The following is a 19,761-nucleotide window of genomic DNA, read 5'->3' on the forward strand; positions in this document are numbered from 1 at the left end:
CTCTGCGAGGTTCTCACCGGAACCCCGCTGACCCGGCGGCTTGTTTGCCGTTGTTCCGTGTCAGTGGAGGCGCATTATAGGGAGTAATTCTGAGGTGACAAGGGGAAATGCAAAAAAACTTTTCGTTCGCTCGATTTTCCATCACAACGCGAGTTTTACGCGCTATTTGCGCGCCATTTGTGCGATTTCCCGAGCAAACCGGGATACCTGTTGCCAGTCGGTATAGACCACTTCTTTGCGGGTATCCGTTTCACCCCCGGTCATTTTCATAATCAGGCGGATCATAAACCGATCGTACCAGCTGTAGCGCGGGTAGCGCAGCGCGCCGGCAAATACCGCGCAGCTCTGCGGCTGCCACGGCGAGTTCAGCAGAAACTTACGCGTATAGCTGTTGGTCTGCGGCGTGCGCTTCTCGGGTTTACGCGCCACCAGGTTAACCGAAAAGAATGCCCCCGGCAGCGCCTGCAATGCTGCCAGATGCTTTTTCACAAAGCGGTCCACCGCCGGATGAAAGTGCCCGTAGCGAATCGACGCGCCAATGACCACCCGATCGTAGTGATGCCATTCGACGACATCGGTACGGTTCAGGTTCAGGGTGTCCGCATCGATGCCCAGCTCTTTAAGCTCAGAGGCGAGAAACGAAGCGATTTCACGGGTCTGCCCGTCGCGGGTGGAGAAGAGAATTAAAGTTTTCACGAGCACTCCTGTTATTCGCGCCAGAAAGTGGGGGTAAAGAGCACCAGTAAGGTGAACACTTCCAGACGACCAAACAGCATATTAGCAATCAGGATCCATTTCGCGACCGGGTTCATGGTGGCAAAGTTATCCGCGACGACGCCGAGCCCAGGCCCGAGGTTGTTCAATGTCGCCACCACGGAGGCGAAAGCAGAGAAGTCATCCACCCCGGTGGCGATAATCGCCAGCATACTAATGATAAAGACCAGCGCATAGGCGGAGAAGAATCCCCATACCGCTTCCAGAATACGTTCCGGCAGCGCGCGGTTACCTAATTTAATGCTATACACAGCATTCGGGTGCACCAGCCGCTTCAGCTCACGGTTGCCCTGCTTGAACAGCAACAAGATACGGATCACTTTTAATCCACCGCCCGTGGAGCCAGCGCAGCCGCCGATAAATGCGGAGCACAGCAACAGCACCGGAAGGAACAGCGGCCAGCGTGCAATGCTATCGGTGGTGAACCCCGCGGTGGTCGCCATCGACACCACCTGGAAAAACGCCTGGTTCAGCGTCGTCAACACCGAGCCGTACACGTTATGAAGCCATAGCACCAGCGTACAGACGATGACCAGCGTCAACTGGACGCCAATGAACATCCTAAATTCGGGGTCGCGCCAGTACACCTTCAGGCTGCGTCCGCTCAACAACGAAAAATGCAGACCGTAATTACAGCCGGAGATCAGCAGGAAGATGGCAATGATGGAGTTGATCATCGGGCTGTTGAAATAGCCGACGCTGGCATCGTGAGTCGAGAAACCGCCGATGGCGATGGTGGCGAAACTGTGCCCGATCGCATCGAACGCCGGCATACCGGCAAACCAGAGCGCCAATGCGCAGGCGATCGTGAGTAACACATAGATGAGCCACAATGTCTTCGCCGTCTCGGCAATACGCGGACGCATCTTGTTATCCTTCAGCGGGCCGGGCATTTCCGCGCGGTAGAGCTGCATCCCCCCGACGCCGAGGATAGGCAGAATCGCTACCGCCAGCACAATGATCCCCATGCCGCCGAACCACTGCAGCATCTGGCGATAAAAGAGGATAGCGTGCGGAAGCGAGTCCAGCCCCACCAGAGTGGTCGCCCCGGTCGTCGTCAGGCCGGAAAATGACTCGAAGAAGGCATCCGTCACCGTCAGGTTCGGCTGTTCGGAGAAGATAAAGGGCAAGGCCCCCACGCTCCCCAGCACGGTCCAGAACAGCACCACGATCAGAAACCCTTCACGAGATTTCAGTTCGCCTTTTTGCTTACGGTTCGGCCACCACAGCATGGAGCCGATCGCCAGAGCGACAAAGAAGGTTTGAGTGAAGGCCCGTCCCGCGCCATCGCGATATATCAGGGCCACTAATCCCGGGACGATCATCGTCCCCGAAAACAAGATGACCAGCAGTCCAACGATTCGGGTTATGGCGCGAAAATGCATCTCTGGCGCTTCCTTTGATAGGCAAAAAACAGAGGGGATTATTCGTTAATCTTCAGTAATTGCAATGAACCACGACTAAAATCAGCCAGTCTTGCTGAAAAAGCCGCCACTTCGGCCTGGGGAAGCGCCACGCGCAGCCGAACTGACGCCAGATATTCGCTTTCAACGACGTTTCCGGAGAATTGGGTGAGCAGCGCTTCGACGCCGGCCAGTTGCCCATACTCACACTGCAAAGTATATGCCGTTAACGGCGTCTTGCGCAGCGTCGTCAGCTGCGCCAGCGCCTGATGCACCCCGCCGCCATAGGCCTTAACCAGACCGCCGGTGCCCAGCAGGATACCACCGTAGTAACGCACGACGACAGCGGTTATCTCGCCGACGCCGCTTCCCATCAGCTGCGCCAGCATCGGTTTACCCGCCGTTCCCGCCGGTTCGCCATCGTCTGAAAACCCCAGCTGTTGCGAATCATCAGGCGGCCCCGCGACCCACGCCACGCAGTGGTGGCGGGCATCAGGGTGATCCGTTCTGACGGACTCGACAAAAGCTTTTGCCGCCGCCACGCCGTCGGTATGCGCCAACAGCGTGATAAAACGGCTTTTTTTAATCTCCTCAACGACGGTAACCGGCGCCGCCGGGATTAACCAGCTCTCCATCAGGCCAGCTTCAGATCGCGCGTCATATTTTCGATACTGTTTTCGTGAATCACCACGTTATCTTCGATACGGATCCCACCGAACGGCTTCATGGCGTCAATTTTTTGCCAGTTAAAGTGCTTGCTGAACGGGCCTTCACGCCACGGCGCCAGTAACGACTCGATGAAGTAGATGCCGGGTTCAATAGTTAACACCATCCGCGGCTCGATAATACGGGTGCAGCGCAGATACGGGTATTTCGACGGCGCCGCCAGATGCGTACCGGTGTCATCCTGCATAAAGCCAGCGACATCATGCACCTGCAGACCCAGCGGATGGCCAATCCCGTGCGGCATAAACGGCCCGGTCAGGTCATTCTCCACCATCGCCTCTTCGCTCATGTCGGTAACCAACTGGTGTTTACGCAACAGCTTCGCGATACGCTGATGGAACTGGATATGGTAATCAATGTAACTGGTACCGGCCTTCATGGTACTAATCAGCGCCTGCTGCTCATCGTTAACGTCTTTGATCAGATGGGCAAAGTCGTTATCGCCGTGCGCCGCCCAGGTGCGCGTCAGATCTGCGGCATAGCCGTTATATTCCGCACCGGCGTCGAGCAGGAAACTGCGCATCTCCGCCGGGGCACGATGGTCCAGTTTGGTGTAGTGCAGGACGGAGGCATGCTCATTCAGAGCGACAATATTGCTGTAAGGCACGTCGGTATCACGATGGCCGGTGGCGGTGAGATAGGCCTGGTTGATATCGAATTCGCTCATCCCCGACTGGAAAGCTTCGTAGGCCGCACGATGACCATTCACCGCCGACTTCTGCGCTTCACGCATGCAGGCCAGCTCGTAATCGGTTTTGTAAGCCCGGTAGTAATGCAGGTAGTCGATAACCCCTTTCGGGTTGATCTTATCCGCGGCGATACCCAGGCCCAGCGCGCGCTCAGGCACCGGGCCGATATAGCCAATATTACCGCGAGCGGCAGGCAGCTGGCTGCCGATGCCATCGGCCTTCGGTAGCGCGATCACGTCTATCTCTTCGGTCCAGAAAGAGGTTGGCAACGGCTCAACGTTATGCCAGTAATCTACCGGCAGATAGAACCACAGCTTCGGTTTATTCACACCGTCCACCAGCAGCCAGCAGTTAGGCACCTGAGTCACAGGCACCCAGGCTTTGAACTGCGGATTGACCTTGAACGGGTACGGATGGTCATCAAGGAAGACGTTAACCAGCTCGCCGGAGTGAATCAGCAGAGCATCCATTTGAAAACGGGCCAGGACGTCGCGGGTACGTTCTTGTAGGGTAACAATATGATTTTTATAGAGCGCGGCCAGGGATTCCATCTTTTATCCTTTGCTTTTATGGGATCGTGATACACCGCATCTTAGCACATCGACCTGCGTGCGGGTGATTTCCGCCGGATGTGATCCGACCAGCAATTATTTAAAGACTAATTTGCAATTCTTTAACATAAATTCCACACTCCGTTTCATCTGGTATGACCAGATCATATTGCTGGATTCAGGAGACTGACATGCTCTACAAAGGCGACACCCTGTACCTCGACTGGCTGGAAGATGGCATCGCCGAACTGGTGTTCGATGCCCCAGGTTCGGTCAACAAGCTTGATACCGCAACCGTAGCCAGCCTTGGTCATGCGCTGGACGTACTGGAAAAACAAAGCGATCTCAAAGGTCTGCTGCTGCGCTCTGAAAAAGCGGCATTTATCGTCGGCGCGGATATCACCGAATTCCTCTCGCTGTTCCTGGTCCCTGAGGAGCAGTTAAGCCAGTGGCTGCATTTTGCTAACAGCGTCTTCAATCGTCTGGAAGATCTCCCCGTCCCCACTATCTCTGCCGTCAATGGCTATGCGCTGGGCGGCGGTTGCGAATGTGTGCTGGCGACCGATTACCGCCTGGCGACGCCGGACCTGCGCATTGGGCTGCCAGAAACCAAGCTCGGCATTATGCCGGGCTTCGGCGGTTCCGTGCGTCTGCCGCGCCTGCTCGGCGCCGATAGCGCGCTGGAAATTATTGCCGCCGGGAAAGACGTCGGCGCCGATCAAGCACTGAAAATCGGCCTGGTGGATGGCGTGGTCGCTGCGGAAAAACTACGCGACGGCGCGCTGGCGATCCTACGTCAGGCCATGAATGGCGACCTGGACTGGAAAGCGAAACGTCAGCCGAAGCTGGAGCCGCTGAAGCTCAGCAAAATTGAAGCCGCTATGAGCTTCACGATTGCCAAAGGCATGGTCGCGCAAACCGCCGGGAAGCATTACCCGGCGCCGATCACCGCGGTCAAAACCATTGAAGCCGCCGCGCGTCTTGGTCGTGAAGAAGCCCTGGTGCTGGAAAATAAAAGCTTTGTCCCGCTGGCCCATACCAATGAGGCCCGCGCGCTGGTTGGTATCTTCCTGAACGACCAGTACGTCAAAGCGAAAGCGAAAAAGCTGACCAAAGATGTCGAGACGCCGAAGCATGCTGCCGTCCTGGGCGCTGGCATTATGGGCGGCGGTATCGCTTACCAGTCGGCCTGGAAGGGCGTGCCGGTGGTGATGAAAGACATCAGCGACAAATCGCTGACCCTGGGCATGACCGAAGCGGCGAAACTGCTGAATAAACAGCTGGAACGCGGCAAAATCGACGGTCTGAAGCTGGCCGGAGTGATTAGCACCATTCAGCCAAGCCTGGAATACAGCGGTTTTGATCGCGTCGACGTGGTTGTGGAAGCGGTGGTCGAAAACCCGAAAGTGAAGAAAGCCGTACTAGCGGAAACCGAGACAAAAGTGCGCCCGGATACCGTGCTGGCGTCCAACACCTCAACGATCCCTATCAGCGAGCTGGCCAGCGTTCTGCAGCGCCCGGAAAACTTCTGCGGTATGCACTTCTTTAACCCGGTGCATCGCATGCCGCTGGTTGAAGTGATCCGCGGCGAAAAAACCTCGGATAATACCATTGCCAAAGTGGTGGCCTGGGCCAGCAAAATGGGCAAAACGCCGATTGTGGTGAATGATTGTCCCGGCTTCTTCGTCAACCGGGTACTGTTCCCCTACTTCGCCGGCTTCAGCCAGCTGCTGCGCGACGGGGCGGACTTCCGCAAAGTCGACAAAGTGATGGAGAAACAGTTTGGCTGGCCGATGGGCCCGGCTTATCTGCTGGACGTGGTCGGCATCGATACCGCGCACCATGCTCAGGCGGTCATGGCGGCGGGCTTCCCGCAGCGGATGCAGAAAGATTATCGCGACGCCATCGACGCCCTGTTTGACGCCAACCGTTTCGGCCAGAAGAACGGCCTCGGCTTCTGGCGCTATAAAGACGACAGCAAAGGTAAGCCGAAGAAAGAAGAAGATGCTGCCGTCGACAGCCTGCTGGCCGACGTCAGCCAGCCGAAGCGCGATTTCAGCGATGAAGAGATTATCGCCCGCATGATGATCCCCATGGTTAACGAAGTTGTCCGCTGCCTGGAAGAAGGCATTATCGCCAGCCCGGCGGAAGCGGATATGGCGCTGGTATACGGCCTGGGCTTCCCTCCGTTCCACGGCGGCGCATTCCGCTGGCTGGACACCATCGGCAGCGCGAAGTATCTCGATATGGCGCAGCAATACCAGCACCTTGGCCCGCTGTATGAAGTGCCAGCCGGTCTGCGTGACAAAGCGCGCCATAACGAAGCGTATTATCCCCAGGTAGAGCCAGCCCGTCCGGTTGGCGCTCTGAAAACGGCTTAAGGAGTCACAATGGAACAGGTTGTCATTGTCGATGCAATTCGCACCCCGATGGGCCGTTCGAAGGGCGGCGCATTTCGCCACGTGCGCGCGGAAGACCTCTCCGCGCACCTGATGCGTAGCCTGCTGTCGCGCAATCCGTCGCTTGAGGCAAGCGCGATAGACGATATCTACTGGGGTTGCGTGCAGCAAACCCTCGAGCAGGGTTTTAACATCGCCCGAAACGCGGCGCTGCTGGCGGAGATCCCGCATTCGGTACCAGCAAATACGGTCAACCGTCTGTGCGGTTCTTCCATGCAGGCGCTGCACGATGCGGCCCGTATGATCATGACCGGCGATGCCAGCGTCTGCCTGATTGGCGGCGTCGAGCACATGGGCCATGTGCCAATGAGCCACGGCGTCGATTTCCATCCGGGCCTCAGCCGCAACGTGGCAAAGGCGGCAGGGATGATGGGGCTGACTGCGGAGATGCTGGCGCGTCTGCACGGTATTAGCCGCGAGATGCAGGATCAGTTCGCCGCGCGCTCTCACGCTCGTGCCTGGGCCGCAACCCAGTCCGGCGCATTCAAAGCGGAGATTATCCCCACCGGCGGCCACGATGCCGATGGCGTACTCAAGTCCTTTAACTATGACGAGGTGATCCGCCCGGAAACCACCGTCGAGACGCTGTCCACGCTTAAACCGGCGTTTGACCCGGTGACCGGTACGGTAACGGCGGGTACCTCTTCCGCCCTTTCCGATGGCGCAGCGGCGATGCTGCTGATGAGCGAAAGCCGCGCTCGCGAGCTGGGGCTGAAGCCGCGCGCTCGCGTCCGTTCAATGGCGGTGGTCGGCTGCGACCCGTCCATTATGGGTTATGGCCCGGTTCCGGCCTCAAAGCTGGCGCTGAAAAAAGCGGGCTTATCCACCAGTGATATCGACGTTTTTGAAATGAATGAAGCATTTGCCGCGCAGATCCTACCGTGTATTAAAGATCTGGGCTTAATGGAGCAGATCGATGAGAAGATCAACCTCAACGGCGGGGCGATCGCGCTCGGTCATCCGCTGGGCTGCTCCGGGGCGCGCATTAGCACCACGTTGATCAACCAGATGGAGCGCAAAGACGCTCAGTTCGGCCTCGCCACCATGTGTATCGGCCTGGGACAAGGGATCGCTACCGTGTTTGAGCGGGTTTAAGCGAAAGGGTATCTCAACGCCATTGCCACCAGAACCTGGCGGCTATGGCGAAGAGAGCAGGTTTAGTTGCCGTTCTTCCCGCCTGTCAGGGGCGGGTTTTTTATTTTCAGATAAACGCAAACGCATCGCCAAACAGGCGATCTTCACGCGCGCCGCGCTCATTACAGAACAGGTCGCGAGCGATCTTGGCCATCTCAAAACGACCGGCAATGTAGATGTCATGCTCGGCCAGCGTACCGTAATCCTGCAGCACGGCGGTGAGTACCGTACCGGAGCGACCACGCCACCCTTCTTCCGGCTGTTCAACCACCGGCTCGATGCGCAGATTCGGATGCTTGATGCTTAACGCTTCCAGCTCGGCCAGATCGTACAGATGCTTAGCCTCGCGGCCGCCCCAATAAATGGCAATATCGCGATCCGGGTTACGCGCCAGCGCGCTTAACAGAATAGAACGCACATAAGAGAATCCGGTACCGCCGGCGATCAGAATCAGCGGGCGATCTTCGTCATCGCGCAGCCACGCTTCGCCATGCGGAATATCAACCTCAATTTCACGCTCTTTCAGAATGCGATCCATGACCGCCATCGCGTACAGATTGAGCTCCGAGGCGCCGATATGCAGCTCGATAAATTCCTGTTCCGCCGGCGTGGAAGCCATGGAGAACGGGCGCTTGTCGCGCTCATCCATTACCACCATCAGATACTGGCCGGCACGGAAGGAAAATGCCGCTTCCGGCACTAATCGAACACGATATACGGTATCGGTAATCGCCTCCACCGAGGTCACTTTACAGCTTAAGGTTGTCATGCGTCCCCTCTGTCGGGTCAATAGAGCAAAACAGCGGCGTTAGCCCCGCTTACTGTTGTTTAAAGATGGCCAGTTCATCCCAGATGGCGTCAATACGCGCCGTAACGGCAGGATCTTTTTTGATTGGGCGACCCCATTCACGCTGGGTTTCGCCAGGCCATTTATTGGTGGCATCCAGCCCCATTTTTGAACCCAGGCCGGAAACCGGCGAGGCAAAATCCAGATAATCAATTGGCGTATTCTCTACCAGTACCGTATCACGAGCCGGGTCCATACGGGTAGTGATCGCCCAAATCACATCGTTCCAGTCGCGTGCATTGACGTCGTCATCGCAGACAATCACGAACTTGGTGTACATAAACTGGCGCAGGAACGACCAGACGCCCATCATTACGCGCTTGGCATGTCCCGCGTACTGTTTTTTCATGGTCACCACCGCCAGGCGATAGGAGCACCCTTCCGGCGGCAGATAGAAATCAACGATTTCCGGGAACTGCTTTTGCAGGATCGGGACGAAGACTTCATTCAGCGCCACGCCCAGCACCGCTGGCTCATCGGGCGGTCGGCCGGTATAGGTAGAATGATAAATCGCGTCTTCACGCTGGGTAATATGGGTTACCGTAAACACCGGGAACTGGTCTACTTCATTGTAGTAACCGGTGTGGTCGCCATACGGGCCTTCCGGCGCCATTTCACCGGCCTCAATGTAGCCTTCTAGCACAATTTCCGCGCTGGCCGGCACTTCAAGGTCATTGGAGACGCACTTAACCACTTCGGTCTTGGTGCCGCGCAGCAGGCCTGCAAAGGCATATTCCGACAGGGTATCGGGCACCGGCGTCACCGCGCCAAGAATGGTTGCCGGATCGGCGCCAAGCGCCACGGAAACCGGGAAGCGTTCGCCCGGACGCGCCGCGCACCACTCCTGGAAATCCAGCGCGCCGCCGCGATGAGACAGCCAGCGCATAATCAGTTTGTTTTTGCCGATCAGCTGCTGGCGATAAATTCCCAGGTTCTGCCGCTCTTTGTGCGGCCCGCGGGTTACCGTCAACCCCCAGGTGATCAGCGGCGCGGCATCTTCCGGCCAGCAGGTCATAATCGGGATTTTGTTCAGATCGACATCATCGCCCTGGATGATTTTTTGCTGACAGGGGGCGCCGCGCAGGCGTTTGGTCGGCATATTCAGCACTTGCTTGAACTGCGGCAGCTTATCAAACAGGTCGCGGAAGCCTTTTGGCGGCTCAGGTTCTTTCAGAAAGGCCAACAGTTTACCCACCTCGCGCAGCGAACTGACATCCTCCTGCCCCATCCCCAACGCCACGCGACGCGGCGTGCCGAACAGATTGCACAGCACCGGCATGGTATAGCCTTTCGGATTCTCAAACAGCAGCGCCGGGCCGCCGGCGCGCAGAGTCCGGTCGGCAATTTCGGTGATTTCCAGGTGAGGATCGACCGGCAGAGTGATACGTTTTAGTTCGCCCTGTTGTTCCAGGAGTGTCAGAAAGTCGCGAAGATCGTGATATTTCATGGAAGTGTTATTGACCTCTCTACAGGCGGCTAATTATACGGTGTTCGACGGCGCGATGCTGTAATTTTGTTAAATTAGCGTGAAAGAACGCTGAAATTTGGATTTCAATTATAATGGCTTTCGCGATTACACCAGCCATTTGTTATGCTTGCCGTTATTAGAAGTGGAATGAGTCATTATGCAAGCCTGGTACTTACTGTATTGCAAACGTGGGCAGCTACAACGAGCCCAGGAACATCTGGAACGTCAGTCAGTTAACTGCCTGATGCCGACGATTGCGCTGGAAAAAATCATTCGCGGTAAACGCACCATGGTCAGCGAACCGTTGTTCCCGAACTACCTGTTTATTGAGTTCGATCCAGAGGTGATTCATACCACCACCATCAGCGCCACTCGCGGGGTTAACAACTTCGTGCGCTTTGGCGCCCTACCCGCTATCGTCCCCTCGGCGGTCATCCATCAGCTTTCTATCTACAAACCGGAAGGGATTACCGACCCGGAAACGCCGCATGAGGGCGATAGCGTGCTAATCACCGACGGCGCGTTTGAAGGCCTGGAGGCGATCTTCACCGAGCCCGACGGCGAAGCGCGCTCTATGTTGCTGTTAAACCTGCTGAATAAGCAAGTCCTGCAGAGCGTTAAAAATACCGACTTCCAGAAAATCTAAACGCCGTTAATGTCAACGCCAAACAGCGCCCTGACGTTTGCGTCCGTTTGCGCCTCCAGCCATTGCGCCTCCTCGCCGCGCCAGGCCGCGACGCTGGCCAGGATATGCGGCAAATACGCGGGCTCGTTACGCCGCGAGGCCGGTTTCGGCTTGAGGTCGCGCGGCAGCAGATAAGGCGCATCGGTCTCCAGCAGCAGACGTTCCGCCGGGATCGCCGGCAGCAGCTCGCGCAGCTCCAGTCCCCGCCGCTCATCGCATACCCAACCGGTAATACCGATAAACAGGCCCAGATCCAGGCATTCCTGCACCTCGCTGCGGCTGCCGGTAAAGCAGTGCAGCACCGCGCCCGGGATCTTCTCAAGCCAGGGTTTAAGCAGCGTCAGAAACCGATCGTGGGCGTCGCGGCAGTGCAAAAACACCGGCATCGACAGCTCAGCGGCCAGCGCCAACTGGGCGCTGAACGCTACCTCCTGCTCGTGCGGCGTGGAAAAATTCCGGTTAAAATCCAGACCGCACTCGCCTATCGCCACCACCTGCGGCTCGCCGGCGAGGGTATAAATCGCCTCGGCGACCGCTGGCGTCCAGCTGCTACCGTCATGGGGATGAACCCCCGCCGTGGACCAGCAGCCGGAATAGCGGCTCGCCAGTTTCTGCGCCTGCTGGCTCTCCGCCAAATTTGTACCGGTCAGCAGCATGCCGTTAACCCCCGCAGCCAGGGCGCGCGCCACTACCTCATCATGATCGCGGGAAAACTGCGAACTGGTCAGATTAACGCCGATATCAAACATGATCGCTCCCATATGCCAACCGCCCTGACGGGCGGTTGGCGGTATTACTCTTCTCTGTGCTCTGCGGCTTCAGCTTCGGCCGCGGCGTCGTCATCGCGCGTCAGGCGCTTCCCGGTGTAGAAGCGGGCAAAGAACACCCCGACTTCAAACAGACAGTACATCGGAATGGCCAGCAGTGTCTGCGAGAATACGTCCGGCGGCGTCAGCAGCATGCCCACCACGAAGGCACCCACCAGCACATACGGCCTTTTTTTACGCAAGTCTTCCGGCGTGGTAACGCCCATCCAGCAGAGCAACACAATGGCGACCGGCACCTCAAAGGAGACCCCGAATGCCATAAACAGCGCCATCACGAAGTCGAGATAGCTGCGAATATCGGTCGAGACCAGCACCCCTTCCGGCGCCGCATGGGTCAGGAAGCCGAACGCCAGCGGAAACACGACAAAATAGGCGAAAGCCATGCCGATATAGAACAGCAGGGTACTGGATACCAGTAAAGGCACCACCAGCCGGCGTTCGTGCTTATACAACGCCGGCGCGACGAAGGCCCATACCTGGTAAAGAATAATCGGCACCGACAGGATCACCGACACCATGAAGGTCAACTTTATCGGCGTAAAGAAAGGTGAAGCGACATCGGTGGCGATCATCGTCGCGCCCACTGGCATCTTACTGATAAGCGGGGCCGAGACCAGCTGGTAGATATCATTGGCGAAATAGACCAGCGCCAGGAAGATCACCAGAATAGCAATGATGCTGTTGAGCAGACGCTTGCGCAGCTCAATCAGATGCGAAATTAGCGGTTGTGTATCGTCTACGCCCATGTTTACGGTTTATCACTCGATGCGGGGGAAGAATGGGGAGCTGCCGCCGTAGCGGACGTTTTCTCTGCCTGAAGGTCAGCCGGTGAAGCAGATTGCTCGTCGGCAACGGGATCTGGCGCATGAGCCGGAGCGCTGGCCTGATGTTCTGCCGTCGCCGGCGTGACGTCCTGGCGCTGCGCTTCGCTGCCTTTGACCACCGGATTAAGGATGGTATTGGCTTCGTCGCTGGCTTTTTCGGGATCGTGGGCGCTATAGGAGCGCTTCATCGACTCCGCGGCCTCGCGCAGTTCATCCATCGAGGCTTTCAGCTCCGGCGTCAGGTTATTCAGGCTAGCCTTTTCCACCTTCTTCAGGCTCTCCTGGAACTCCTGCAGTTTTAGCTCCTGGGCCAGCTCATTTTGTACCGTGGTCGCCAGCGAGCGTAACGTACGGATCCAGCCAACTACCGTTTTAACCGCTACGGGAAGCCGCTGTGGCCCCAGAACAATGAGGCCAATCACAAACACCAGCAGTAGTTCACTAAAACCAATATCGAACACGAGTTACACCTGCTCTTTGTCGTGGCGTTTTGTCTCGTCTTTTTTTGCATCATCCTGTTTATCGGCGATGGTTTTCGCCGTGAAATCTGCGTCTGGCGCCGACTTTTCGGGTTTATCATCATCACTCATGGCTTTTTTAAAGCCTTTGATAGATGCCCCTAAGTCAGACCCCAGCGAGCTCAGCTTCTTCGTCCCAAAAAGCAGAACTACGATGACGACAACAATTAATAACTGCCAAATACTGATACCACCCATACACGTTCCCCTATGACAGATGATGAATTGTGTGGACGCATTATACACGCCATCCTGCGAGCCGCCTCTTCGTCAGGCCGCCGACATGATTTTGCGCAAATAAGCCTGCGTCATGAAGAGGCGAACCGATCAGTGGGTTTTCCGCCAGCCAATAAGCCAGGTCACCACACCGCCGGCCATCAGCCAACCGGGCATCATTCCCCACTCAGGGCGATGGATAAAGAGCAGCGTACCACTGAGCAATAAAACCGCGCCTATACCAAACAGGTAACGGGATTGGCCCTGGCGCACATGACGCACATGCATATCCCGCACAATAGTATCGACGCTGGTCTGCAGCTGTTTGCTCTGCTGCAGGCTCTGATACACCAGCTCAGGTATTTCCGGCATTCTTTCGATCCAGAACGGCGCTTTGTCTTTAAACGCGCGCACCAGCGCCGGAATGCCGACCTGATCTTTGATCCACGACTCGAGGAAAGGCTTCGCCGTTTTCCACAAGTCTAACTGAGGATAGAGCTGCCGGCCTACCCCTTCTACGTAAAGTAATGTCTTCTGTAGTAAAACGAGCTGCGGCTGGACTTCCATATTGAAACGCCGCGCGGTATTGAACAGATTAAGCAGCACGTGGCCGAAGGAGATCTCCGCCAGCGGCTTCTCAAAGATCGGCTCGCAGACCGTGCGGATCGCGAACTCAAACTCTTCAACGTTGGTATCGGGCGGAACCCAACCGGAATCGACGTGCAGCTCGGCAACTTTACGATAATCGCGGTTGAAAAAGGCGATAAAGTTTTCCGCCAGATAGCGCTTATCTTCTTTGTTCAGTGAGCCGACAATACCGCAGTCGATGCCGATATACTGCGGATCTTCCGGATGCTCGTAGCTGACGAATATGTTGCCAGGATGCATATCGGCATGGAAGAAGCTGTCGCGGAACACCTGGGTGAAGAAGACCTGCACGCCCCGCTCCGCCAGCAGCTGCATATTGGTGCCCTGGGCCTCCAGCGCCTCCACATCGGACACCGGGATACCGTAAATACGCTCCATTACCATCATGCTTTCGCTACAGTAGTCGGGGTACACCTCCGGCACGTACAGCATCGGGCTGTCTTCGAAATTACGCCGCAGCTGAATAGCGTTGGCGGATTCCCGCAGCAGGTTCAGCTCATCCAGCAGCGTTTTTTCATATTCGCGAACTACCTCCTGCGGGCGCAGACGGCGACCGTCAGGCAGCAGACGCGGTACCCAGCGCGCCAGGCGGTAGATGAGCTTCATGTCCGCTTTAATGATCGGCAAAATATCCGGGCGGATAACCTTGATCACCACCTCTTTGCCATTCTCCTTCAGACGCGCGGTATGCACCTGGGCGATGGACGCCGAGGCTAACGGCTCAACGGAGAAATCATCAAACCAGGTCTCGACCGGCAGCCCCCCCATCGCTTTCTCTATCTGCTGCTGCGCGAGCTTCCCTTCAAAGGGCGCCACGCGGTCCTGCAACAGCGCCAGCTGATCGGCAATATGCGGCGGAAAGAGATCCCGGCGGGTGGAAAGCATCTGGCCGAATTTTATCCACACCGGCCCCAACTCCTGGAGCGCCAGCCGAAGGCGGGCGCCAAGAGGCTGATCCTGATGGCGGTTTGGCATCCAGAACAGCATCCGCCGCCAGATACGCAGCGGCAGCGTGATCCGCATTTTGGGGATGAGCTCATCGAGCCCGTAGCTCAAAAAGGTGTGGATGATGAAATACAGGCGCCGTAATTCTCCTGGCGTCATTTGCCCTCCAGCGTTTCCAGCCGTTTTTCCAGTGCGGCCAGCGCGCGCTCAATAGCCGTTGTCTCTTCAGCAAACCAGGCCAGCTCCAGCGGCCCCGGCGCCAGGCGCCACTCTTCAGTGATCGCTTCCGCGACATAGCGCTGCTGGCGCTCTGCGCCCTTCAGCAGAAACTGAGCGCCGCCTCGCAGGACTTTACCGACGCCTTCGGCCACAATATCGCCGGTATAGGGCGCCAGCAGTTCAGCGGGATCAAACTCTGCCAGGTCGCACAGGGAGACCATATTCTGCACCACCTGCAGATCGCCCTGCACTTCCAGATCACCGCTGCGAATAAGCGCCGTGAGCTGCTGACGATTGCGCAGTTTTGGCAGCACGCTGAGCCGGGTAATCACGGTGCAATCGGCCTCTCCGTCCCAGGCGCTCAGGACGTCAACCTGGCGTTCGCTGAATACCAGCACCACGGGCGTGGCGAAATCCTGCAGCTGGACCCGCAATACCTTGCCCAGCAGGCGCTGACGAGCGGGTTTAAGCGCTTTGTCGCGCCAGAGGAAAGTATTCAGCGCCGTTTCAATGCCAGCGGTAACCAGGGGTGTGAAAGGCATAGCGTCCCTCCTGTCAGAACTTGTAACCGCGATGCAAAGCAACGATACCCGCCGTCAGGTTGTAGTAATCCACGTTTTCGAAGCCCGCATCCTGCATCATCCCTTTCAGGGTTTCCTGGTCCGGATGCATACGAATAGATTCCGCCAGGTAGCGATAGCTGTCGCCATCCTTTGCCACCAGCTCGCCCACCTTCGGCAGGATATGGAAGGAGTAAGCGTCGTAGGCTTTGCTCAGCGGTTCGATAATGGGTTTAGAAAACTCCAGCACCAGTAGACGTCCGCCCGGCTTCAGCACGCGGTACATCGAACGCAGCGCTTTCTCTTTGTCGGTCACGTTACGCAGACCGAAAGAGATGGTGATGCAGTCAAAGGTATTATCAGCAAAAGGCAGGGCTTCCGCGTTGGCCTGAACATACTCAACGTTGCCTACGATGCCGATATTGCGCAGCTTTTCGCGGCCCATTTTGAGCATAGAATCATTGATATCAGCAAGCATGACGCGGCCGGTTTCCCCTACCAGGCGGGAGAACTTGGCCGTCAAATCACCGGTACCACCAGCCAGATCCAGCACGGTCTGCCCGCGACGTACGCCGCTGCAGTCGATGGTGAAACGCTTCCACAAACGATGGATCCCAAACGACATCAGGTCGTTCATCACATCATATTTTGCGGCGACAGAATGGAATACATGCGCCACCATATCTGCTTTCTGCTCTTTAGCGACCGTCTGAAAGCCAAAATGCGTCGTTTCTTGTGAATCCTCAACCATCTCTATGCCTGCTTGCTTTTCAAGAAAATGTTCACTGAGTGTATCAGACTCAGCGCATTTCCCATACGTTTCAGCGTGGCGGAGCCGCCTCCCGGCTACGCACCGTCTCGGCAGAGTCGGGTGAAAATGCGTCATTTTCCGGCAAGTTATCCTCATCTTCGAGACGATATTGCTCGTCCTGAGCCGTAGCTTGTTCGACTAAATCAGGATTAATCCCGCGCTTGACCTCCACGCCCAGGCCGCGAAAGGCCTCCGCCTGGGCCAGCAGATTGCCACGCCCGGAAGCGAGCTTTTTCATCGCCTGGCGATAGCTCTCTTGCGCCTTATCCAGGCTCTGGCCGATGGCGGACATATCATCCACAAACAGGCGCATTTTGTCGTAAAGGCGCCCCGCCCGCTCGGCAATCTTTTGCGCGTTACGACTCTGGTGCTCATAGCGCCACAGATTGGCGATAGTGCGCAGGGCTACCAGCAGCGTCGTCGGGCTAACCAGCATAATATTATTTTGCAACGCCTCGCTGATGAGCTCAGGCTGGCGATCGATGGCCAGCAGGAACGCCGGCTCAACGGGAATAAACATCAGCACATAGTCGAGCGAGCGCAGGCCAGGCAGCTGTTGATAATCCTTGCGTCCCAGCAGGCGAATATGGTTACGCACCGAGGCAAGGTGTTCCTGCAGCGCGACTTCGCGGGTGTAGTCGTCTTCGGCGTTGAAATAGCGCTCATAGGCGACCAGGGTCATTTTGGCGTCGATCACCACGTCCTTACCCTGCGGCAGGCGCACGATAACGTCCGGCTGCATCCGCGAGCGGTTGTCGGTCTCAATACTGACCTGAGTCTGGTACTCATAGCCTTCGCGCAGGCCGGAGGCCTCCAGCACGCGGGTTAAGACCACTTCCCCCCAGTTGCCCTGAGTTTTGTTATCCCCCTTCAGCGCTTTGGTCAGGTTCAGCGCCTCCTGTGCCATCTGCGCGTTCAACTGCTGCAGATTGCGGATCTCATGCGCCAGGGTATGTCTTTCACGCGCCTCCTGGCCAAAGCTCTCCTGCACCTGGCGGCGGAACCCGTCCAGCTGTTCGCGTAGCGGCGTCAGCAGGCCATGCAGGCTCTGGCGGTTTTGCTCATCGACCCGCCGGTTGCTGTGTTCGAAAATACGGTTGGCGAGGTTTTCAAACTGCTCGCTAAGGCGCTGCTCGCTGTTCATCATCTGGCGGATCTTATCTTCCGCATGCAGCTGGGTGGATTCGAGCCGGGTGGTGACCTCACGGAGATCGGCCTCGAGCGAGGTATTGATATCCCGTAGGCTGCGCAGCTCGTTGTTCAGCAGCTCACACTCCTCACGCCAGTGGGCCTCCTGCGCCAGTTGCTGGCGGGCGGCGCTCAGCTCAATATCCAACTCTCGCCGTTCCTCGATGAGATCGGCCCGAATTTGATCGGCGCGCGCTTTGGTCGCCAGCCAGCCGACCATTAACCCGGCTGCCAGTGCGATAACCGCGCTGATAATAATGGAGAGATCCACGACGCCCCCTGCGATAACCTGATGACACAAAATAGAATTGTGCTGTACAAACGTCCAGTTTAAAAGGAATTTCCTGCGAGAGGCGACGCAAAAAAGAAAGGCCGGAGGATCCGGCCTGACAGGGAAAGAGTTGAATTACAGCAGACGACGCGCCGCTTCCACGACGATTTTCACCGCGTGGCTTTCGGTTTGCTTCATGGTTTCGGCGTTAGGGATCTCTTGCTGGGTACGGTTCACGATAACCCCAGCCACCATCCCGGCGCGCAGGCCCTGGCTGGCGCACATGGTCAGCAGCGTGGCGGATTCCATTTCATAGTTCATCACGCCCATTGCCTGCCACTCTTCCATTGAGCCCTTGAAGCGGCTCACCACGCGGCCGGAGAAGGTGTCGTAACGCTCCTGGCCCGGGTAGAAGGTATCCGAGGAGGCAGTCACGCCGATATGGGTGGTGGCGCCGATTGATTTCGCCGCTTCCACCAGCGCGGTGGTACAGGCGAAGTCTGCGACGGCCGGGAACTCCATCGGCGCGAAGTGCAGGCTGGCACCGTCCAGACGGACAGAACCGGTCGTCACCAGTACATCGCCAACATTGATATGTGGCTGAATCGCGCCGGTGGTGCCGATACGCAGGAAGGTACGCACCCCCAGCTGCGCCAGCTCTTCCACGGCGATGGAAGTCGACGGGCCGCCGATGCCAGTAGAGCAGACGATCACTGGTTTGCCGTCCAGCTCCGCGCGCCAGGAGGTAAATTCGCGATGAGATGCCAGTTTAACCGGCTTATCCATCAGCGCGGCGATCTTTTCCACACGCTCCGGATCGCCAGGGACGATAGCCAGCGTAGCCCCTTGTAAATCGTTCTTGGTGAGGCCGAGATGAAAAACATCAGACTTGGACATAAAAAACTCCTCTGTGGGTCGAATTATCAGCAGAAGCAAAACGGTACTGTACAGAAGCCCCTGGCAACATTTTGTGATGATAGTCACCAAGACCAATAATGATTGCAGTTGTTTTTCAGTAAATAGTGATACACATCACATTAACAAGTTATATTCATCATCACAGAACAAAAGATAGCCGCTTTCAGGCACTGTGCTTTATTACCGCCCGAACTAAAGGTAAAGGGTCTATAGTTACTGATGCGCTAATAAATAAGGGTACGGAGAATACCATGACCACCACCAAGCAACCTGGATTCGCACCTGCAGCTTCACCACACGCCGCAACCGCCGTTCATACGCCGGAAGAGCATATTATCGCCGGAGAGACGTCGATTCCCTCTCAGGGTGAAAACATGCCGGCCTACCACGCCCGCCCGAAAAATGCCGACGGTCCGCTGCCGATCGTTATCGTGGTACAGGAAATTTTCGGCGTGCATGAACATATTCGCGATCTTTGTCGCCGCCTGGCACAGGAAGGCTATCTGGCTATCGCGCCTGAATTGTACTTCCGTCAGGGCGATCCGAATGAGTACCACGATATCCCGACCCTGTTCAAAGAGCTGGTCAGCAAGGTGCCGGACGCGCAGGTGCTGGCGGATCTCGACCACGTCGCCAGCTGGGCGGCGCGCCACGGCGGCGATGCCCATCGTCTGCTGATCACCGGCTTCTGCTGGGGCGGACGCATTACCTGGCTGTATGCCGCGCACAACCCGCAGCTTAAAGCGGCGGTGGCCTGGTACGGTAAGCTGGTGGGAGAAAAATCACTGAATTCGCCGAAGCACCCGGTAGATATCGCCGTCGATCTCAACGCCCCGGTGCTTGGTCTGTACGGCGCTAAAGACGCCAGCATTCCGCAGGACACCGTCGAGACTATGCGTCAGGCGCTGCGGGCAGCCAACGCCACGGCGGAAATCGTGGTCTATCCCGAAGCCGATCATGCCTTTAATGCCGACTATCGCGCCAGCTATCATGAAGAGTCAGCCAAAGATGGCTGGCAGCGGATGCTCGCCTGGTTTGCTCAGTATGGCGGTAAAAAAGGCTAATCGCCCTAAGCATGAA

The 19,761-nt window shown here is 57.0% G+C and carries 19 protein-coding genes; 4 read left to right on the forward strand and 15 right to left on the reverse strand.

Going from position 1 to position 19,761, the window contains the following annotated elements:
* Nucleotides 1-162: 162 nt before the first annotated feature.
* From hemG to pepQ, 4 genes are read right to left on the reverse strand one after another with little or no spacing between them, the layout of a single operon-like run.
* Complete coding sequence (gene hemG / locus KHQ28_RS25575) at nucleotides 163-696, reverse strand: menaquinone-dependent protoporphyrinogen IX dehydrogenase (RefSeq protein WP_002883453.1); 534 nt, start codon at nucleotides 694-696, stop codon at nucleotides 163-165.
* Nucleotides 697-707: 11 nt separating this feature from the next.
* The gene (gene trkH, locus KHQ28_RS25580; RefSeq protein WP_002883450.1) at nucleotides 708-2,159 is read right to left on the reverse strand and encodes a Trk system potassium transporter TrkH; all 1,452 of its coding nucleotides are present in this window, start codon (nucleotides 2,157-2,159) and stop codon (nucleotides 708-710) included.
* Nucleotides 2,160-2,197: 38 nt separating this feature from the next.
* The gene (locus KHQ28_RS25585; protein WP_032418215.1) at nucleotides 2,198-2,812 is read right to left on the reverse strand and encodes an IMPACT family protein; all 615 of its coding nucleotides are present in this window, start codon (nucleotides 2,810-2,812) and stop codon (nucleotides 2,198-2,200) included.
* Complete coding sequence (gene pepQ / locus KHQ28_RS25590) at nucleotides 2,812-4,143, reverse strand: Xaa-Pro dipeptidase (RefSeq protein WP_004152060.1); 1,332 nt, start codon at nucleotides 4,141-4,143, stop codon at nucleotides 2,812-2,814. The genes KHQ28_RS25585 and pepQ overlap by 1 nt, the downstream gene beginning before the upstream one ends.
* Before the next feature lie 191 nt (nucleotides 4,144-4,334).
* Here pepQ and fadB point away from each other — a divergent pair, with 191 nt between their 5' ends.
* Both fadB and fadA read left to right on the forward strand, forming a co-directional pair.
* A complete protein-coding gene (gene fadB / locus KHQ28_RS25595; protein ID WP_032418217.1) occupies nucleotides 4,335-6,524 on the forward strand; it encodes a fatty acid oxidation complex subunit alpha FadB in 2,190 nt (729 codons plus the stop codon).
* A gap of 9 nt (nucleotides 6,525-6,533) precedes the next feature.
* The gene (gene fadA, locus KHQ28_RS25600; protein WP_004150456.1) at nucleotides 6,534-7,697 is read left to right on the forward strand and encodes an acetyl-CoA C-acyltransferase FadA; all 1,164 of its coding nucleotides are present in this window, start codon (nucleotides 6,534-6,536) and stop codon (nucleotides 7,695-7,697) included.
* 106 nt (nucleotides 7,698-7,803) lie between these two features.
* Here the strand turns inward: fadA and fre are convergent, their stop codons facing one another.
* On the reverse strand, nucleotides 7,804-8,505 hold the full coding sequence (gene fre / locus KHQ28_RS25605) for an NAD(P)H-flavin reductase (RefSeq protein WP_002883448.1): 702 nt from the start codon (nucleotides 8,503-8,505) through the stop codon (nucleotides 7,804-7,806).
* A gap of 49 nt (nucleotides 8,506-8,554) precedes the next feature.
* Nucleotides 8,555-10,030 carry a 4-hydroxy-3-polyprenylbenzoate decarboxylase gene (gene ubiD / locus KHQ28_RS25610; protein WP_009309755.1) on the reverse strand — a complete coding sequence of 492 codons (1,476 nt, stop codon included), beginning with the start codon at nucleotides 10,028-10,030 and terminating at the stop codon, nucleotides 8,555-8,557.
* 178 nt (nucleotides 10,031-10,208) lie between these two features.
* On the opposite strand from ubiD, the gene rfaH reads away from it, so the two are divergent.
* Nucleotides 10,209-10,697, forward strand: coding sequence for a transcription/translation regulatory transformer protein RfaH (gene rfaH / locus KHQ28_RS25615; RefSeq protein WP_002883430.1), 489 nt, complete (start codon nucleotides 10,209-10,211; stop codon nucleotides 10,695-10,697).
* Here the strand turns inward: rfaH and tatD are convergent.
* The 9 genes from tatD to udp all read right to left on the reverse strand — a co-directional run bounded on the left by tatD (nucleotide 10,694) and on the right by udp (nucleotide 18,660).
* Complete coding sequence (tatD, locus tag KHQ28_RS25620; protein WP_004146458.1) at nucleotides 10,694-11,497, reverse strand: 3'-5' ssDNA/RNA exonuclease TatD; 804 nt, start codon at nucleotides 11,495-11,497, stop codon at nucleotides 10,694-10,696. The genes rfaH and tatD overlap by 4 nt on opposite strands.
* A gap of 32 nt (nucleotides 11,498-11,529) precedes the next feature.
* The gene (gene tatC / locus KHQ28_RS25625; RefSeq protein WP_002883427.1) at nucleotides 11,530-12,309 is read right to left on the reverse strand and encodes a Sec-independent protein translocase subunit TatC; all 780 of its coding nucleotides are present in this window, start codon (nucleotides 12,307-12,309) and stop codon (nucleotides 11,530-11,532) included.
* 2 nt (nucleotides 12,310-12,311) lie between these two features.
* A complete protein-coding gene (gene tatB, locus KHQ28_RS25630) occupies nucleotides 12,312-12,848 on the reverse strand; it encodes a Sec-independent protein translocase protein TatB (RefSeq protein WP_004181653.1) in 537 nt (178 codons plus the stop codon).
* Between the two features lie 3 nt (nucleotides 12,849-12,851).
* Entirely contained in the window at nucleotides 12,852-13,103 is a 252-nt protein-coding gene (gene tatA / locus KHQ28_RS25635) for a Sec-independent protein translocase subunit TatA (protein WP_002883425.1), read from the reverse strand.
* A 129-nt stretch (nucleotides 13,104-13,232) separates the two neighbouring features.
* Entirely contained in the window at nucleotides 13,233-14,873 is a 1,641-nt protein-coding gene (gene ubiB / locus KHQ28_RS25640; RefSeq protein WP_004177924.1) for a ubiquinone biosynthesis regulatory protein kinase UbiB, read from the reverse strand.
* Nucleotides 14,870-15,475 carry an SCP2 domain-containing protein gene (locus KHQ28_RS25645; RefSeq protein ID WP_002883422.1) on the reverse strand — a complete coding sequence of 202 codons (606 nt, stop codon included), beginning with the start codon at nucleotides 15,473-15,475 and terminating at the stop codon, nucleotides 14,870-14,872. Before KHQ28_RS25645 ends, ubiB begins: the two co-directional genes overlap by 4 nt.
* 13 nt (nucleotides 15,476-15,488) lie before the next feature.
* Nucleotides 15,489-16,244, reverse strand: a complete 756-nt coding sequence (gene ubiE / locus KHQ28_RS25650) for a bifunctional demethylmenaquinone methyltransferase/2-methoxy-6-polyprenyl-1,4-benzoquinol methylase UbiE (RefSeq protein ID WP_002883421.1) — start codon at nucleotides 16,242-16,244, stop codon at nucleotides 15,489-15,491.
* A gap of 70 nt (nucleotides 16,245-16,314) precedes the next feature.
* Entirely contained in the window at nucleotides 16,315-17,763 is a 1,449-nt protein-coding gene (rmuC, locus tag KHQ28_RS25655) for a DNA recombination protein RmuC (RefSeq protein WP_002883420.1), read from the reverse strand.
* A gap of 135 nt (nucleotides 17,764-17,898) precedes the next feature.
* Nucleotides 17,899-18,660, reverse strand: a complete 762-nt coding sequence (gene udp / locus KHQ28_RS25660) for a uridine phosphorylase (protein ID WP_004181652.1) — start codon at nucleotides 18,658-18,660, stop codon at nucleotides 17,899-17,901.
* Nucleotides 18,661-18,932: 272 nt separating this feature from the next.
* On the opposite strand from udp, the gene KHQ28_RS25665 reads away from it, so the two are divergent.
* The gene (locus KHQ28_RS25665) at nucleotides 18,933-19,745 is read left to right on the forward strand and encodes a dienelactone hydrolase family protein (protein ID WP_002883417.1); all 813 of its coding nucleotides are present in this window, start codon (nucleotides 18,933-18,935) and stop codon (nucleotides 19,743-19,745) included.
* The last annotated feature ends 16 nt before the right edge of the window (nucleotides 19,746-19,761 follow it).

The organism is Klebsiella sp. 28, from assembly GCF_018223905.1.
Lineage (GTDB): Bacteria > Pseudomonadota > Gammaproteobacteria > Enterobacterales > Enterobacteriaceae > Klebsiella > Klebsiella pneumoniae.

Coding starts and splice junctions, on each gene's coding strand:
- tatA (WP_002883425.1), bottom strand. CDS start 13,103: ATGGGTGGTATCAGTATTTGGCAGTTATTAATTGTTGTCGTCATCGTA.
- fadB (WP_032418217.1), top strand. CDS start 4,335: ATGCTCTACAAAGGCGACACCCTGTACCTCGACTGGCTGGAAGATGGC.
- rfaH (WP_002883430.1), top strand. CDS start 10,209: ATGCAAGCCTGGTACTTACTGTATTGCAAACGTGGGCAGCTACAACGA.
- udp (WP_004181652.1), bottom strand. CDS start 18,660: ATGTCCAAGTCTGATGTTTTTCATCTCGGCCTCACCAAGAACGATTTA.
- KHQ28_RS25665 (WP_002883417.1), top strand. CDS start 18,933: ATGACCACCACCAAGCAACCTGGATTCGCACCTGCAGCTTCACCACAC.
- pepQ (WP_004152060.1), bottom strand. CDS start 4,143: ATGGAATCCCTGGCCGCGCTCTATAAAAATCATATTGTTACCCTACAA.
- tatC (WP_002883427.1), bottom strand. CDS start 12,309: ATGGGCGTAGACGATACACAACCGCTAATTTCGCATCTGATTGAGCTG.
- fadA (WP_004150456.1), top strand. CDS start 6,534: ATGGAACAGGTTGTCATTGTCGATGCAATTCGCACCCCGATGGGCCGT.
- trkH (WP_002883450.1), bottom strand. CDS start 2,159: ATGCATTTTCGCGCCATAACCCGAATCGTTGGACTGCTGGTCATCTTG.
- fre (WP_002883448.1), bottom strand. CDS start 8,505: ATGACAACCTTAAGCTGTAAAGTGACCTCGGTGGAGGCGATTACCGAT.
- ubiB (WP_004177924.1), bottom strand. CDS start 14,873: ATGACGCCAGGAGAATTACGGCGCCTGTATTTCATCATCCACACCTTT.
- ubiE (WP_002883421.1), bottom strand. CDS start 16,244: ATGGTTGAGGATTCACAAGAAACGACGCATTTTGGCTTTCAGACGGTC.
- KHQ28_RS25645 (WP_002883422.1), bottom strand. CDS start 15,475: ATGCCTTTCACACCCCTGGTTACCGCTGGCATTGAAACGGCGCTGAAT.
- tatD (WP_004146458.1), bottom strand. CDS start 11,497: ATGGGAGCGATCATGTTTGATATCGGCGTTAATCTGACCAGTTCGCAG.
- ubiD (WP_009309755.1), bottom strand. CDS start 10,030: ATGAAATATCACGATCTTCGCGACTTTCTGACACTCCTGGAACAACAG.
- KHQ28_RS25585 (WP_032418215.1), bottom strand. CDS start 2,812: ATGGAGAGCTGGTTAATCCCGGCGGCGCCGGTTACCGTCGTTGAGGAG.